Here is a 15,545-nt window from a genome sequence, read left to right as displayed (position 1 = left end):
TATCCGGCACCGGGTGTCAGCGGTCGCGCACCGCGCGGGGCACGGGGACACCGACGGTGGACGCCACGTGGCCCACCCTGCGCTGGACCGACGCGATCTCCCGCATCGCGTCCATCACCATGCTGCGCTCGAGGGGTGTCAGCTCACCGAGGGCCACGACGTCCGTCGGGGTGCGCCCGTCGCTCAGGCAGTTCACCTGATGGCCGAAACGCAGGTGCTGCAGCCGCTCGAACACGTCGACGAGCACGCGTGAGTCCAGTTCCGACAGCAATCCGTTGCCCGCCGCCGCGGTCAGCCGGGCGGGTGTCGACGCGCAGGCGACGCCGACACTCATACCGCCCCACCGCGCCAGGTTCACGATCGGCGACACCGCGTGCGACTTGAGATCCACCGTCGTACCGCGCCGCGCGAGCACGTCCCGCACCGACCGCACCCGTGCTCGGGTGGCCAGCGCATCGCGGAGCTGGAGCCGCAGCGCCTCGGGATGCTCGACGGCCATCTCGCGGTACGCGTCCGGAACCGAGTGGAGATCGGGATCGCCCCACACCACCCGGCCGTCGACCAGGAGCGAGGACATGACGATGCCGCGATCGCCCAGGGGGTCGTCGAGCCAGCCGCTCGCGGCCGCGCGCCACGCGGAGGCCGATCGGGCGAAGCGGGGGCTGGACGCGATCGCGTTGTTGGTGTCGGCGGGCAGTCCGCAGGCGTCGAGCGTGCGGTGCACGGCGCGAGCGAGGTCGCGGAGCGCCTCCTCTCGGCCGGCGAGACCGTCGCTCCACGACAACGCGCTGTCGACGTCGGACGACGGCATCGCCTCCCGTCGTCCGACGCTTCCCAGCGACAACCACGCGAGATCTCGGCCGCGCAGCGGGGTCGGCGATGCCGCGATCGCCAGCTCCACGGCACGACGGACGAGGGCGTCCACCACCACGGACAGGATCCCGGACGCGGCCCCCGCGGTGGTCCCGGTGCGCCACAGGTCGACGATCAGCGGACGCAGACCCGCACTCACCTCGATCAACGCGTCGGTGGACACGGCTGCCTCGACGTGCCGACGCAACGAGAAGCTGCGGGTGGTCGAGTTGGCCAGCAGATCGGCGCTCTCGAGGACACCGACCAGACCGCCCCGGACATCGACGACCGGCATGTGTTGCACGCCGAGCTCGAGCATCTCGAGCAGGACGCCGGTGGTCGTCCGGTCCGCGTCCACCACGGCCGCGGGCACTGTCATGACGGATCCGATCCGTGTGTCCACCGGCACACCGGCGGCGACCACCCGCGTCCGCAGGTCTCGATCGGTGAAGATGCCGTACCGGCCCCGCGTCGTCGGGATCACCACGCACGACGACCCGCGCTCCGTCATCAGGCAGACCGCGTCGCGGATCGAGGTGTCGGCGTCCACGGTCGCCGCCGCACGACGCACGAGGGCGGCCGCGGTGCCGCCGGGCGCCGCCGACAGACCGGCGCCGTCGGGACTCGGTGAGGCGATGGACCGGCCGCCGAAGGACTGCGCGATCGTGCGAGCCAGGTACGTCACGCCCGCGGGGCTCGCGAACACCGGTCGCACGGACGGACCCGGCAGGCGCACGACGACCGACGGCCGCGCCGCCGTCGCCGTGAAGGTCGTGCGCAGACCGACGAGCATGGCCGAGAAGCCGAACAGCCCACCCGGCTCGATCGTGTCGAGCGGCGCGGCGCCGTCGACGTCGTCGGGGTGCAGCAGGTCGACGCTGCCGGACCACACCACCCACACCGCGTCGATGTCGTCGACGCCCGGTCCGACCACGACGTCGCCCGCCGCGTACGCGGCGGTGGACGCCGTCGCCGCCAGATCGGCGAGATCGCTTCTGGTCAGCGAGTCGAACGGAGAGTGACCGGCGAGGAATTCTGCGAGCGTGTCAGCCGGTGACGAGGTCGGCACACCGTTCCGCCATCGTCATCACCGTGATGTTCGGGTTCACCGCCGGCAGCTTCGGCATCGCCGACGCATCGACCACCCGCAGATTGTGCACGCCCTTGACGCGCAATTCGGGATCGAGCACCGCCATCGGATCCGACGCGGCACCCATCTTCGCGGTGCCGGCCGGGTGATACACGGTGTTGTGAGTGCGATGCACGTAGTCGAGGAGATCGTCGTCGGTGACGGCGTCCGGCCCCGGCGCCAACTCGCGGGCGATCCAGTCCTTCAGCTGCGGCTGGTCGGCGATGCGTCGAGCGAGCTTGAGACCCGCGAGCATCACGCGGTCGTCGTGCCCCTCGCTGTCGGTGAAGTACCGCGGGTCGACCTTGGCGCGATCACGGAAATCGCGTGAGCGCAGTCGGACGGTTCCGCGTGAACGGCCCTGTGTCACATTGGGAGTCAGGCAGAAGCCGTTGTCCGTGGTGGGGTAGCCCCAGCGCAGGGTGTTCATGTCGAACGGCACGCTGCCGTAGTGCATCATCACGTCCGGATACGTCAGATCGTCCTCGGTCGTGGCGAACAGGCCGATCTCCCACCACTGCGACGACGTGGTGACCATCGGCTTCGACGCCTCCCAGAACACCAGGCCCTCGACGTGGTCGTCGAGGTTCGCGCCGACGCCCGCCGAGTCGACACGCACCGGAATCCCCATCTCGCGCAGGTGCACCGAGGGCCCGATTCCCGACAGCATCAACAGTTTCGGAGTGTCGATCGCACCCGCGGTGACGATGACCTCACGGCGTGCGGAGACGACGTCGTGCCCCGTCAGATCAGGACGCTGATACCGCACTCCGGTGGCCGTGAGCGAGTCGTCGATGACGATCTCGCTGACCCAGCAGCCCGTGCGGACCTCGAGATTGGGGCGCGTCGCCATGATCGGATGCAGGTACGCGTGCGAGGTGGACATGCGCAACCCGTCGTCGGACGAGTTGATCTGGAACCAGCCGGCCCCGTTGAGCACCGTCTCACCGCGATTGAACTGCACGGTCGGCAGTCCCACGCCGGCCGCGGACTCGAGGACGGCGGCACCACACGGATCGAGTGGCGGAACGTCCCGCAGCGTCACCGGTCCGGTGACGCGCGAGACGTACGGGAGGATCGACTCGGCGTTCCAGCCCGTGGCGCCCATGGCCTCCCAGTCGTCCAGGATTCCGGCCGGTGGATGGAACGCGATGCACGAGTTGTGAGACGAGCAGCCGCCCAACACCTTCGCCCGCGCGTGGCGCATGAAGCTGTTGCCGCGTTCCTGCGGCTCGACGGGATAGTCCCAGTCGTAGCCGGAGTCGAGCAGATGCATCCACCGGTCGAGCACCAGGATGTCGTCGTTCCCGACGTCCGTGGGTCCCGCCTCGACCAGACACACGGTCACGGTGGGATCCTCGCTGAGGCGTGCGGCGAGAACACATCCCGCAGTTCCGCCGCCCGCGATGACGTAATCGAAGATCGCGTCCGTCATACCTTCTCGCCTTCCGCCGTACCCGCTGTGGTGGTCGCTGCGTGTGACGTCAACGTACCGATGTGTCCGCGACCGACGGTGAAGTACCACAGATAGCCGAGCCCGAGGATGACACCGATGTAGACGAACGCACCCCAGGTGTTGTACCAGGGTGTCCCGTAGACGGCTTCGCGCGGCCACGCCAGATTCAGCGCCATGCCGGCGCCCCACACGACCGCAAAGATGTTGACGGGCAGACCCCAGCGACCCATCGTGAAGTAGCCACCCTCCTTCAGGTCCTTCGGCGGCCATTCGCCCTTCAGTCGCTTCTTCAAGAGCGGTCCCGTGACCATCAGATACGCCAGGTAGATCATGATGATCGCGATCGACGTGAGCACCGTGAAGATCTTGGGCTGCCCCACGTTGATCACCAGGATCAGGATCGAGAGCAGACCGATCACGACGGCGGGCACCACGGGCGTCTGGTACTTCGGATGCACGGTGGCCAGCCGCTCGCCGAACGGCAGCGCGTTGTCGCGCGCCATCGCGAAGGTGAGGCGGATCGCCGCCGTGTGCACCGCGAGCGAGCACACCGTGACGGCCACCAGGATGCAGATCAGGAACACCGTTCCCAGGGGTCCGGACAGCACCGAGGTGACGATGGACTGCAGTCCACCCTGCGGCGTGCCCAGCTCGGGATCGTTCAGATCCGGCGCCGCCATGACGGCGAACACGAGGATGGCGCCGCCGATGACGAACGACGCGAGGATGGCCCGCAGGATCGCCTTGGGGGCGGTACGCCGCGGTTCGACGGTCTCCTCACCGAGCGAGCTCGCCGTGTCGAAGCCGTACATCACGTAGCCCGACGCCAGCGACGCCACGAGGAACGCGCCCAGGTACCCGGCACTCTCCTCGGTTCCGTACCCGTTGGTGGAGAAGAAGATCTCCGGGCCGCGCTGAATGTTGAACGCCAGGATCACGGCGATGAGCACGGCCGCGACGAGTTCGATGAAGACGCCGGCACTGTTGATCCGCGCCATCAACCGGATGCCCGCGGCGTTCACCAGAGTCGTGAACGCGATCATGATGGTGCCGAGAACGACGGCATTGGTGGCGTAGTCGTACTCCCCCGTGCCGTCCCCGATGAGCTGGAAGCCGGACCACAACCGAGGCAGGTTCACCTGCAGGGCGAGCACCACCGCCGACAACGTGACGATCGACGCGGTGAGCATGAGCCACCCCGACGACCATCCGACGATGCGGCTGCCGAGCAGCTTCGCCCAGTTGTAGACCGAGCCCGCCACCGGATACTTGGCCGCGAGTTCCATGAAACACAGCGCCACGGCCATCTGCCCGACGAAGACGATGGGCCAGGACCACAGATAAGCCGGGCCGGCGGACCCGAATCCGAAGTAGAACAGCTGGAACGTGCCGGTCAGGATCGAGATGTAGCTGACGCCGGCCGCGAAACTCGCGAACTTGCCCAGACTTCGGTCGAGAGATTCCTTGTATCCGAAATCGCCGAGACCGCCGTCCTCGACGTCGGAAGTGGAAGACACCATGTCGCCTCGCTCACGTGAGAATGGAAGAAACTAGCTGGTGGTGCCGAACCACTCCGCCCGAGGTGCCGCGGTGTTGTTCCAGATGTGCTTGGTCTCCTGGTACTCGTGGAGTCCCGCGGGCCCGAGTTCGCGCCCGTTGCCCGACTTCTTGAAACCGCCCCACTCGGCCGCGGCCGTGTAGTACCCGAAGTCGTTGAGCCACACGGTTCCGTGTCGCAGCCCGCGCACCATGCGTTCGCCGCGTTCGGGATCGGTGGTGCGCACACCGGCCGCGAGACCGTAGTCCGTGTCGTTGCCCAGTCGCAGTGCCTCTTCCTCTGTGGTGAACCGTTCGACGGTCAGTATGGGCCCGAACGTCTCGAGCTGCACGATGTCCATCTCACGAGAGCAGTGGTCGAACACCGTGGGCAGGAAGTAACTTCCGTCCGCCAGAGCCGGATCGGACGGTGCGCGGCCGCCCGTGCGCAGAACTGCACCCTCCGCGAGGGCGGTCTCGACGAACGCCTCCATCTTGTCGCGCTGAGTCGTGGAGACCAGTGGTCCCGTCTCGCTGGACGGGTCCGTTCCCGGTCCCATCCGGATGGCTTCGGCGCGGCGCACGATCTCGTCGACGAACCGATCCGCCACCGAGTCCTCGACGATGAGACGTGTTCCGGCCGAACACACCTGGCCGGAGTGCAGGAAGACGCCGGTGAGCACCTGGTCGACGGAGGCGTCGAACGTGTCCTCGTCGGCGGCGTCCGCGAACACGATGTGCGGATTCTTGCCCCCGAGTTCCACCGCCACCTTGGTCACGTGCGGCGCGGCACTTGCGAGGATCGCGCTGCCGGTCGCCAGTCCACCGGTGAACGACACGAAGTCGACGTCCGGATTGTCCGTGAGCGCCGGCCCGATGGTCGCGCCGCTGCCCTGCACCAGATTGACGACACCGTCCGGCACCCCCGCTTCCTCCAGCAGGTGGGTGAACGCGATGGTGCTCAGCGGGGTGACCTCGCTCGGCTTGAGCACCATCGTGCAGCCGGCAGCCAGCGCAGGCGCGATCTTCCACGAGATCTGCAGCAGAGGGTAGTTCCAGGGCGCGATCATCACGCAGACACCGATCGGCTCGTGCACCACGCGCGAGATGACCGCAGGATCACCCACGTCGACGAGACGATCGCTCGAAACGGCGGCGAGCTGAGCGTAGTACCGGAACACCGAGGTGACGTCGTCGATGTCGATGCGGCTCTCCGCCAACGTCTTCCCGGTGTCGAGGGTCTCGATGACCGACAGTCGCTCCTTGTCGCGCTGCAGGAGATCCGCCACGCGGTCGAGCACCGCACAGCGTTCCGCGACCGGGGTGGCGGGCCAGTCGCCGCGATCGAAGGTGGCACGGGCCGCGGCGACGGCGGCGCGGGCGTCGTCCGGCGAGGCCTCGTCGACCGACACCAGGACGCGACCGGTCGCGGGGTCGATGCAGTCTCGGGTCTCCCCCGAGGTGGCAGGAACCCACTCACCCCCGATGAGGAGAACGCGCTCGAACAGTGTCGGATCGACGTCGTGCTCGGTCTGTTGATTCACTGCCCCACCCTTTCACCGATCGGTCACCCCTGCAGGCGCCCGTCCTCCCGCAGGCGTTCCGCCAGCCAGTCGTGGAAGAGCCCGATGTGATGCTCGGCCGGCACCAGAACGCCACCGTCACGGTATGCCCGTGAGCTCATCGCCGGTTGGGTTCGCTCACATGCGTCGAAATCCTGCACGTTGACGCGATGGAACAACTCGACCGATCGGCTGACGTCGCGGCCGGACTCGACGACGTCCCGCGTGTACAGCCAGTCGCACTCGACGACGGTGCGGTCCGCGGACACCGGGTACATGCGGTGCAGGATCACGTGGTCGGGAACCAGGTTGACGAAGACGGTCGGCTTGATCGTGATGGCGTAGTACCGCCGGTCCTGATCCTCCGAGAGCGTCGGCAGGGCGCCGAACCCCGCGGACCCGTCCACGGTGAATCCGTCGATCTCCGCGCCGAACTCCGCACCGTGGCCGACGAAGTACTGGGCCGCGAGCCCGTCCGCGAACTCGGGGAGTACCTCGGTCAGCTCCGGGTGGATCGTGGCGCAGTGATAGCACTCCATGAAGTTCTCGACGATCAGCTTCCAGTTGGCCGCCACGTCGTAGACCTCGCGGCGACCGAGTTCGAGAGACGGCATGTCGTACCGGTCGATGGCCGTCGGGTCGCCGAGCCGCTCGGTGACCGCGCCGATCACCTCGTCCTCGAAGGTCGGCGGCTCGTCCGCAAGGCACAGCCACGCGTAGCCGAGCCACTCCCGGAGCGCGACGGGGATCAGACCCCACTCCGTACGGTCGAGCGGGGCACCGGACCCGTCCGACAACGCGGACAGATTGGGAGCGGCCACGAGCTTCCCGTCCAGCCCGTACGTCCAGGCGTGGTACGGACACTGCAGATTACGCTTGACCTGGCCCGACTCCTCCGTGCAGATCTGTGCGCCGCGGTGACGGCACACGTTGAGGAACGCGCGCAGAGCCCCGTCACGCCCGCGCACCACCAGCACGCTCTCGCGGCCCACGTCGACGCGGCGGAAGGCGCCGGGTGCCGAGAGATCGGCACTGCGGACGGCGCAGAACCACATCGTCTCGAACACGTGCTCCTGCTCGGCCAGAAACGTCTCCGCGCTGGTGTACCAGGATCCGGGGAGAGTGGGGATCAGCGACTGAGTGCGGGGCGCGGCGCTTGTCATACGGTCACCAATCGGCGGGGATCGAAGAGGGTGATGGGGTGCGCGGTCGTCCCGGTGGTCGCGAGGTCGGCCAGGATCTCACCGACGACGGGCACGAACTTGAAACCGTGGCCGGAGAACCCGCACGCGACGGTGACGTTGGTGGCGTCGGGGTGCCGCGCGATGACGAAGTGCTCGTCCGGAGTGTTGGAGTACATGCACGTCGCGGAGTGCACGCTCGGCCCGTCGAGGCCGGGCACCGTCTGCCGCACCCGGGTCTGCATCGCCTCGATCTCGTGCGGGTGCACCGTACGGTCGATGGTGTCCGGCGTGCACTCGATGCCCTTGCGGAAGAAGGCCACCTTGACGCCGCCGTCGGGACCGTCGATCGCCGGGAACCCGTAGTCCTGCATACCGTCCGCGGCCTCGTGGATGAAGATCGGATTGTTCTCGTACGCGGCGGTACCGGCGCTCGCGCCGAACCAGTGCAGTACCTGGCGCTCGACGACGATCGGTACCGCGAACTGCTCGAGCAACTGCGGCGCCCAGGCACCGGGGCAGATCACCACCTGGCCCGCCGTGTGGGTTCCCTTGTCGGTGGTGACGGTGACGCCGTCCCCCGACTCCTCCCAGCCGAGCACCGTCTCACCGAACTGCAATGTCGCACCGCGGTTCTCGGCGAGGTCCAGATGGGCCTGAACGGTGAGTTCAGGCCTCGCGAAACCCGCGGCCGCCTCGAACAGTGCCACCTCGTCGGGGTCGGGATCGAAGGTGGGGAACGCCTCGCGCACCTGCGCGGCATCCAGGATCTCGTGCGGCAGCGACCATTGCCGTGACGCCAGCAGCGAGCCCGAGAACGTCACCGAGCTCTCGCGCCCGAGGAACAGTCCTCCGGTGATCCGATGCACCTCTTTGCCGGACATGCTCCTCAGTTCGTCCCACAGTTCGTAGGACCGCAGGAGGAGCGGGACGTAGGCCGGGTCCTCGAAGTAGGACTGCCGGATGATCCGCGATCCGCCGTGGCTCGATCCCTTGTCGTGGGCGGGAGTGAATTTCTCGAGCCCCAGCACCCGCTGTCCGCGGTCGGCCAGATGGAAGGCGGCGGCGCTGCCCATGCCGCCGAGTCCGATGACGATGACGTCGTAGCTCACGTGGCTCATCTCCTGATCAGCTGTCCGGCGGGATCGACGACCGCGTCGTCGGACACCGTCGCACCCAGTGCGGCGGCGAAGTAGGTCACCGACACCGCGGTGCCGAGTGGAGTGTCCAGCGGAAGCCAGGCGTACGCGACGCACCGCCCGAGGGTCGCCGACCATCCCGCGCTCGTGACGTACCCGACGACCGTGCCGTCGAGCGAGACCGGCTCCTTCCCGAGCACCACGGCGTCCGGGTCGTCGAACACGAGGGTCCGCAGCCGTCGCGTCGCGGGCCGAGCGGCCAGGGCCGACCGACCGACGAAGTCCGTGGCGCCTTTGACGGCGAACTCGACGCCCGCGTCGGCCGGGATGTCCTCGGAGGTCATGTCGTGCCCCCACGCGCGGTACCCCTTCTCGAGTCGCAGGCTGTCGAACGCGAGCCGGCCGGCAGCGATCACCCCGTGGTCGGACCCGGCCTCCCACAACAGGTCCCACAGGGCGCCGCCGTACTCGGCGTCGGTGTAGATCTCCCACCCGAGTTCGCCGACGTACGACACCCGCATCATGATCACGGGAATCGCACCGAGGTACGTCCGCACGGCGCGGAAGTAGCCGAAGGCCTTGTGTCCGAGGTCCGCGTCGGCCAGCGGTGCCACCATCGCGCGGGCACGGGGACCCCACACTCCGACACAACACGTCGCTCCGGTGACGTCCCGCACCGTCACCGGACCGTCGGGCGTTCCCGCCCTGGCGCGGCGCAGCATCGCATCGAGGTCGAGTGGACCGTTCGCTCCGACGCGATAGTGATCGGCGCCGAGTCGCGCGACCGTGAGGTCGCTGCGGATCCCGCCTCTCTCGTCGAGCATCAGCGTGTAGGTGACACGGCCGATCGCGGTGTCCACGTCGTTGGTGGTGAGGTGCTGCAGGAAGTGGGCTGCGCCGGGTCCCTCCACGTCGTACCGGGTGAGCGGTGTCATGTCGTACATCGCGACCCGGCTCCGCGTCACCGCGGCCTCGGCCACGGCGATGTCGGAGAAGTGACGCGCGGACCACTCGTCGCGGACCGGAAGGTGGAACCCGGTCTCGAGGAGCGCCGCGAGTTCGCCCGCGTTGCTCTCGTACCAGGCGGGGCGCTCCCAGCCTCCGCCCTGGACGAAGCGGGCGTCCAGCGCGACCTCCGCGGCGTGGAACGGGCTGCGCCGCAGTCCTCGCAGCGCCGTGCGCTGCTGGCGGGGGTGCACGATGTCGTACACCTCCACGAACGCCTGGGCGCTGGTGGCGGCGATGAAGGCGGGACTGCGCTCGACCGATTCGAAGCGATACAGATCGGACTCGTGGAGGTCGATCTCCGAGGCGCCGTCGATCAGGGTCTGGGCGAGAGCGCGCGCGATACCGGCGGAGTGCGTCACCCACACCGCCTCCGCCACCCAGAAGCCGGCCAGATCCCGGTGCTCCCCGACGATCGAGTGACCGTCGGGAGTGAAGGAGAAGATGCCGTTGAATCCGGATTCGACCTTCGACTCCCGCAGCGCCGGAAGCACTCTCGCGGACTCACGCCAGGCCGGCGCGAAATCGTCCTCGGTGAACGGCAGCATCGACGGCATCGGTGCGGGCGCCACGGACGACGCGTCACCGTCCGCGTCCCACGACAGCGCGCCCATGTCCGCGGGCATCGGGTCGTGGCCGTAGTAGCCGATACCGAGACGATCCCCGTGCTCCCGGTAGTAGAGGTCGCCGTCCTGGTGACGAAGGATCGGCAGACTCGCGTCCGTCGCACCGGTGTTCCGGCCGACCAGCGCCTCGATCTGTCCGGTGTAGGCGTACTGGTGCGCCATCGGGACCAGGGGAACCGTGAGTCCCACCGTGCGCCCGAGCTCGGCACCCCAGAAGCCCGCGGCCGACACGACGATGTCCGCCGGCACGTCGCCGTGCGGGGTCCGCACTCCCGTCACACGTCCACTCGCCTGGAGGATCTCGGTCACCGGACTGTCCCCCCGGAACACCGCCCCGCGGGCCTGCGCCGCACGCGCCTGCATCTCGGCGGCCCGCACCGCCCGGGCGAGACCGTCGCTCGGAGTGTGGAACGCGCCGAGCACGACGTCCGGGTCCACGAGCGGGTGCAGAGCCGCTGCGGCCGCGGCGTCGACGAGCTGTCCCTCGATGCCCCACGAGCGCGCCCACCCGGCCTTGCGTTGCAGATCCGTCCACCGAGCTTCGGTCGTCGCGATCTCGAGGCCGCCGAGCGTGTCGAAGCACGGCCCGTCGTCGTGCGTGAGTGCGCGGAACTTGTCGGCCGTGTAGGCCGCGAAGTGGGCCATGGAGCGCGAGGGATTCGTCTGGAACACCAGCCCGGGGGCGTGCGAGGTGGATCCGCCGGTGGAGAACAGCGGCCCCTGGTCGAGCACGGTGACGTCAGTCCACCCACGGGCGGTCAGTTCGTCCGCCAGGGAGGTCCCGACGATGCCGGCGCCGATGACGACGATACGAGGTGTCACGAGCGTCCCCCTGGGACCTGTTGCGATCAGCGCAACGATGGGTGGTTTACGCAACACAGACTCGACGCCCCGGGCCGGGCTGTCAACCCGGCACGCTGTGGTTCGACACACCGGTGCAGCGATTGACGTGGTGGATCGTCCTGGTGCATCCTGTTGCGCAGATCGATCACAGTTGCGATCGACGCAACACCGTCACACTTGCGGGAGGCATCATGCCGGACACCGTTCATCGCGTCGCCGTCTGCTCCGCATCGGCCCTCCCCGTCGGCGAGGTCGCCACCGTCACCCCGCCGGGTCACACCGCGATCTCCGTCTTCCACACCGAGGAGGGCCTCTTCGCGATCGACGACACGTGCACACACCAGGACGCCTCGCTCGCCGACGGATGGGTGGAGAACTGCGCGGTCGAGTGCCCGCTCCACGAGTCGTGCTTCGATCTGCGGACCGGCGCGCCCTCGGGCACACCGGCGAAGACTCCCGTTCGAACCTATGCGGTGCACGTCGTCGACGGCGCGGTCGTGCTCGACCTCCCCGGCTCGTGACGACCCCCGACAGGCCCGACGTCGAGACGGTGGACTCCGTCCTGGTCGTCGGGGCGTCGCTCGCGGGCTCGACCGTCGCGACCGCTCTCCGCGAGGACGGGTTCACGGGTCGCGTCACCGTCGTCGGCGACGAGCCCCACCTGCCGTACGATCGCCCGCCCCTCTCCAAGGCCTTCCTGCAGGGATCGGCTCCCGACCCGTGGCTCGTTCCCGAACCCGATGCGCTCGACGTCGACTGGGTGCTCGGGACACCGGCTGTCGGCATGACCGGGCGGAGCGTGGAGCTCGCGGACGGGCGGGAGGTGAGTGCCGACGTCGTCGTCATCGCGACCGGCGCGCGCGCACGGACCCTGCTCGGCGCCGACGACCTCCGCGGCGTTCACACGCTGCGCACGTTGGACGACGCCGCCGCACTGCGCTCGTCGCTGGCCACGGCGACCACCATGGTGGTGATCGGCGCGGGATTCATCGGAGCCGAGGTGGCCTCCACGGCCGCCGGCCTCGGCATCTCCGTCACCATCGTCGAGGCGTCCACCGCTCCCCTGTCCGGCCCGCTCGGCCTGACGATGGCGGAGGTCTGCGTCGATCTGCATCGTGCGAACGGCGTGACCCTCCTGCTCGGCGCCGCCGTCGACTCTCTCGAGGGCCGCGACGGGGCCGTCACCTCCGTCCTGCTCGGGGACGGGACGGTACTGCCCGCCGACGTCGTGGTGATCGGAATCGGATCGATCCCCAACACGGAGTGGGCGGCAGCGTCCGGCCTCGCCATCGACGGCGGTTTCGTCACCGACGCGCAGTGCCGCACCACCGTTCCGGGCGTCTACGCGATCGGGGACTGCGCTCGCGCGTTCGACGAGGTGCTGCAGGACCACCACCGCAGCGAACACTGGTCGCACGCGGTCACCCAGGCTCGGCGAGTGGCGCGGTCGATCGTGGGGGCGCAGCCCGCGCCGTCCGGTGTTCCGTACTTCTGGTCGGACCAGTACGGCTCTCGCATCCAGTTCGCCGGCCGTCGCCAGTCGACCGATTCGGTGCGCGTGGTCGAGGGCGACCCGGAGGCCGGCTCGTTCGTCGCCGTGTACGAGCGAGCGGACGACGTCGTCGCCGTCCTGGCGATGAACAACGCCCGATCGTTCACCAGGATGAGGAAGAGCCTCGGGGCCTGATTCTCCGCATGCCGATCAGCATTGGGTGCGTATAACAAACTCGAAGTTGCTTTTCTGTGATCAGCCCGGAGAACTCCGTTGGCACTGCACAGCGCTCGTCGCCGGGGATAGGTTGCCGTCATGACTGCCGAGATCCTGGCCACCGACGCCGTCGCGAGCGACACCACGTTCGACCCGGCGCAGCATGCGCTGGACATGGTGGGCTACCACTACCGCGCCGACGACTACTACGAGGTCGGCCGCGAGAAGGTGCGGGAGTACGCGAAAGCCGTCCGCGACTTCCATCCGGTCCACTGGACCGAGGAGGGCGCACTCGAGGTCGGCTATCCGGCGCTGATGGCGCCGCCCACGTTCTTCTCGCTGGTCGGCATCATCGCCCAGCAGAAGCTGCTCGAGCGCATCGCCACCGGATACGACCTCAGCCGGATGCTGCAGACCGACCAGCATGCCGAGTACTTCGCGCCGATCCTGGCGGGCGACCGGCTCACGTCCGACGTCTCGCTCGACTCCTTCCGCACGGTCGTCGGCCGCGACATGATGGTGACCAAGACCGTCATCACCAACCAGCGCAACGAGCTGGCGCAGATCACGTACACCACACTGCTCATCGGGCGCGCCGACGACGGCGACGACAGCATCGCGGACGTCGCGCGCGGCATGGTCATGAACGGCATGTTCACCCTGTCCACCTCCGACGAGGTGGCCGACGTCAATCCCGGCGGTGACGACCTCGAGACGGTCTACGCCCCGCCCGTCGTCGTCCCGCACACCGGCCATGCCCGTCGGCGCTTCGAGGACGTGGCGGTCGGCGACGCACTGCCCACCAGGACGGTGCTGCTCTCGCGCGGCGATCTCGTGAACTACGCGGGCGTGGTCGGCGACAACAACCCCGTGCACTGGAGCGACCACTTCGCGTCGCTGCTCGAGCTCGACACCGTCGTCGCCCACGGCATGCTCACCATGGGCCTCGGCACCGGCTTCGTGTCCGAGTGGCTCGGCGACCCGGGTGCCCTGAAGGACTGCACCGTGCGCTTCACCAGCCCCGTCATGGTCGACCCGGTGTCCAAGTCGGAGATCGTCATCGACGGCACGGTGAAGTCGAAGGACGAGGCGACCCGGACTGCGGTGGTCTCCATCGACGCCCGCTACAAGGGCAAGCGCATCCTCGGCCACAAGGCCATGGCCACCGTTCACCTGGCCTGAGACGCCTCAGCTCCCGGCCACGGCTCCGCGTACCGAGGCCGGGAGCTTCGTCACCTTCGAGAACGGCCCGACCACGGCGGCCGCCATGGGCCGCGCCAGCAGGGTCCGGGCGACGTCGCGGACCTCGTCGTTGGTCACCTGATCGATGCGCGCGAGCGTCTCCTCCACCGACCTGTGGTCGCCGTAGTTGAGCTCGCTGCGACCGATCCGGTTCATTCTCGATCCGGAATCCTCCAGTCCGAGAACCAGTCCCCCGCGCATGCTCCCCTTCGCGCGAGCGCACTCCGCGTCTGTGATGCCGTCGGTGGCCACCGACGCGAGCACGTCGCGGATCACCGAGGTGACCTCGCCGAGATTCTCGGGCTGGCATCCGGCGTACACCGAGAACGCACCCGTGTCGGAGAACGTGTCCACCGACGAGTACACCGAGTACGCGAGACCGCGCTCCTCCCGGATCTCTTGGAACAGACGCGAACTGAGCCCTCCACCGATGGCGGTGTTCAGAACCGACAACGCCCACCGATGACCCTCGTGGCGTCCGAACGCCCGCACGCCCAGGCACAGGTGCGCCTGTTCACTGTCCCGCGTCGTCAGGCTCAGGGCCGGGCGCGCGGTGATGCGGCCCGCTCCCCCACGCCGCGGTGCCGGTTCGGCGGCACCGGCGATCCGGTCGGCGAAACTGCGACGGACCCCCGCCACCACGTCGTCGTGGTCGACGTTGCCGGCGACCGCCACCACCATGCGCGGCGGGGTGTAGCGCCGAGTGTGGAACGAGTGCAGCTGATTCCGCGTCATGGACTCGATGGACTCCACCGATCCGATGACGGGACGACCGATGGGGTGGTCACCGAACAGCGCGGTGAGGAAGGCGTCACCGAGCAGGTCCTCGGGGTCGTCGTCGCGCATCGAGATCTCCTCGAGCACCACCTGGCGTTCGACATCGACGTCCTCGGCGCGGCAGCGACCGCGGAGCACCACGTCCGCCACCAGGTCGAGTCCGAGGTGCAGGTCCTCGTCGAGCACGTGCGCGTAGAAGCACGTGTGCTCCTTGGACGTGAACGCGTTGAGCTCGCCGCCGACTCCGTCCATCACCTGCGCGATGTCCAGAGCCGTACGGGTGGGGGTGGCCTTGAACAGCAGGTGCTCGAGGAAGTGCGCGGCACCGGCGACGGTGCGGCCCTCGTCGCGCGAACCGACGGCGACCCAGACGCCGACCGAGGCGGACCGCACGCCGGGAACGAACTCCGTGACGACTCGGACGCCGCCCGGCAACACCGTGCGGCGGACGCCGGACGGTTCGGGTGTACGCACACGGCGGCGCGGCCG

Annotated in this window: 11 protein-coding genes; 3 read left to right on the top strand and 8 right to left on the bottom strand. The window is 68.7% G+C overall.

What is annotated here, in order from left to right; all coding sequences use genetic code 11:
- Positions 1-16: 16 nt before the first annotated feature.
- The 7 genes from BR07_RS0108605 to BR07_RS0108575 are packed head-to-tail and all read right to left on the bottom strand — an operon-like array spanning position 17 to position 11,308.
- The gene (locus tag BR07_RS0108605; protein WP_027505098.1) at positions 17-1,921 is read right to left on the bottom strand and encodes a DUF294 nucleotidyltransferase-like domain-containing protein; all 1,905 of its coding nucleotides are present in this window, start codon (positions 1,919-1,921) and stop codon (positions 17-19) included.
- Positions 1,899-3,416 (bottom strand): GMC family oxidoreductase, encoded by a 1,518-nt coding sequence (locus tag BR07_RS0108600; protein ID WP_027505097.1) that lies wholly within the window; start codon positions 3,414-3,416, stop codon positions 1,899-1,901. The genes BR07_RS0108605 and BR07_RS0108600 overlap by 23 nt, the downstream gene beginning before the upstream one ends.
- Positions 3,413-4,957, bottom strand: coding sequence for an APC family permease (locus BR07_RS0108595; RefSeq protein ID WP_027505096.1), 1,545 nt, complete (start codon positions 4,955-4,957; stop codon positions 3,413-3,415). The genes BR07_RS0108600 and BR07_RS0108595 overlap by 4 nt, the downstream gene beginning before the upstream one ends.
- A 30-nt stretch (positions 4,958-4,987) precedes the next feature.
- Positions 4,988-6,517, bottom strand: a complete 1,530-nt coding sequence (locus BR07_RS0108590; protein WP_051613194.1) for an aldehyde dehydrogenase family protein — start codon at positions 6,515-6,517, stop codon at positions 4,988-4,990.
- Positions 6,518-6,540: 23 nt separating this feature from the next.
- Entirely contained in the window at positions 6,541-7,698 is a 1,158-nt protein-coding gene (locus tag BR07_RS0108585; protein WP_027505094.1) for an aromatic ring-hydroxylating oxygenase subunit alpha, read from the bottom strand.
- Positions 7,695-8,837: an N-methyl-L-tryptophan oxidase gene (gene solA, locus BR07_RS0108580; RefSeq protein ID WP_027505093.1), complete on the bottom strand. Its 1,143-nt coding sequence runs from the start codon at positions 8,835-8,837 to the stop codon at positions 7,695-7,697. The genes BR07_RS0108585 and solA overlap by 4 nt, the downstream gene beginning before the upstream one ends.
- The gene (locus BR07_RS0108575; protein WP_027505092.1) at positions 8,834-11,308 is read right to left on the bottom strand and encodes a GcvT family protein; all 2,475 of its coding nucleotides are present in this window, start codon (positions 11,306-11,308) and stop codon (positions 8,834-8,836) included. Before BR07_RS0108575 ends, solA begins: the two co-directional genes overlap by 4 nt.
- Positions 11,309-11,520: 212 nt before the next feature.
- Here BR07_RS0108575 and BR07_RS0108570 point away from each other — a divergent pair, with 212 nt between their 5' ends.
- The 3 genes from BR07_RS0108570 to BR07_RS0108560 all read left to right on the top strand — a co-directional run bounded on the left by BR07_RS0108570 (position 11,521) and on the right by BR07_RS0108560 (position 14,219).
- Positions 11,521-11,850, top strand: a complete 330-nt coding sequence (locus BR07_RS0108570; RefSeq protein ID WP_027505091.1) for a bifunctional 3-phenylpropionate/cinnamic acid dioxygenase ferredoxin subunit — start codon at positions 11,521-11,523, stop codon at positions 11,848-11,850.
- Entirely contained in the window at positions 11,847-13,016 is a 1,170-nt protein-coding gene (locus BR07_RS0108565) for an NAD(P)/FAD-dependent oxidoreductase (RefSeq protein WP_051613193.1), read from the top strand. The genes BR07_RS0108570 and BR07_RS0108565 overlap by 4 nt, the downstream gene beginning before the upstream one ends.
- A 120-nt stretch (positions 13,017-13,136) precedes the next feature.
- Entirely contained in the window at positions 13,137-14,219 is a 1,083-nt protein-coding gene (locus tag BR07_RS0108560; protein ID WP_027505089.1) for a fused (3R)-hydroxyacyl-ACP dehydratase subunits HadA/HadB, read from the top strand.
- 6 nt (positions 14,220-14,225) lie between these two features.
- On the opposite strand, the gene BR07_RS0108555 is transcribed toward BR07_RS0108560, so the two are convergent.
- Complete coding sequence (locus BR07_RS0108555) at positions 14,226-15,530, bottom strand: M16 family metallopeptidase (protein ID WP_051613192.1); 1,305 nt, start codon at positions 15,528-15,530, stop codon at positions 14,226-14,228.
- Positions 15,531-15,545 lie beyond the last annotated feature (15 nt).

This window comes from Rhodococcus sp. UNC23MFCrub1.1 (assembly GCF_000686025.1).
GTDB lineage: Bacteria > Actinomycetota > Actinomycetes > Mycobacteriales > Mycobacteriaceae > Rhodococcoides.
This window is presented reverse-complemented; position numbering and strand designations above follow the sequence as displayed.

What these genes read in the sequence shown, in the direction of transcription:
- BR07_RS0108600 (WP_027505097.1), bottom strand. Translation starts at nt 3,416, where the DNA reads ATGACGGACGCGATCTTCGATTACGTCATCGCGGGCGGCGGAACTGCG.
- BR07_RS0108595 (WP_027505096.1), bottom strand. Translation starts at nt 4,957, where the DNA reads ATGGTGTCTTCCACTTCCGACGTCGAGGACGGCGGTCTCGGCGATTTC.
- BR07_RS0108585 (WP_027505094.1), bottom strand. Translation starts at nt 7,698, where the DNA reads ATGACAAGCGCCGCGCCCCGCACTCAGTCGCTGATCCCCACTCTCCCC.
- solA (WP_027505093.1), bottom strand. Translation starts at nt 8,837, where the DNA reads ATGAGCCACGTGAGCTACGACGTCATCGTCATCGGACTCGGCGGCATG.
- BR07_RS0108570 (WP_027505091.1), top strand. Translation starts at nt 11,521, where the DNA reads ATGCCGGACACCGTTCATCGCGTCGCCGTCTGCTCCGCATCGGCCCTC.
- BR07_RS0108560 (WP_027505089.1), top strand. Translation starts at nt 13,137, where the DNA reads ATGACTGCCGAGATCCTGGCCACCGACGCCGTCGCGAGCGACACCACG.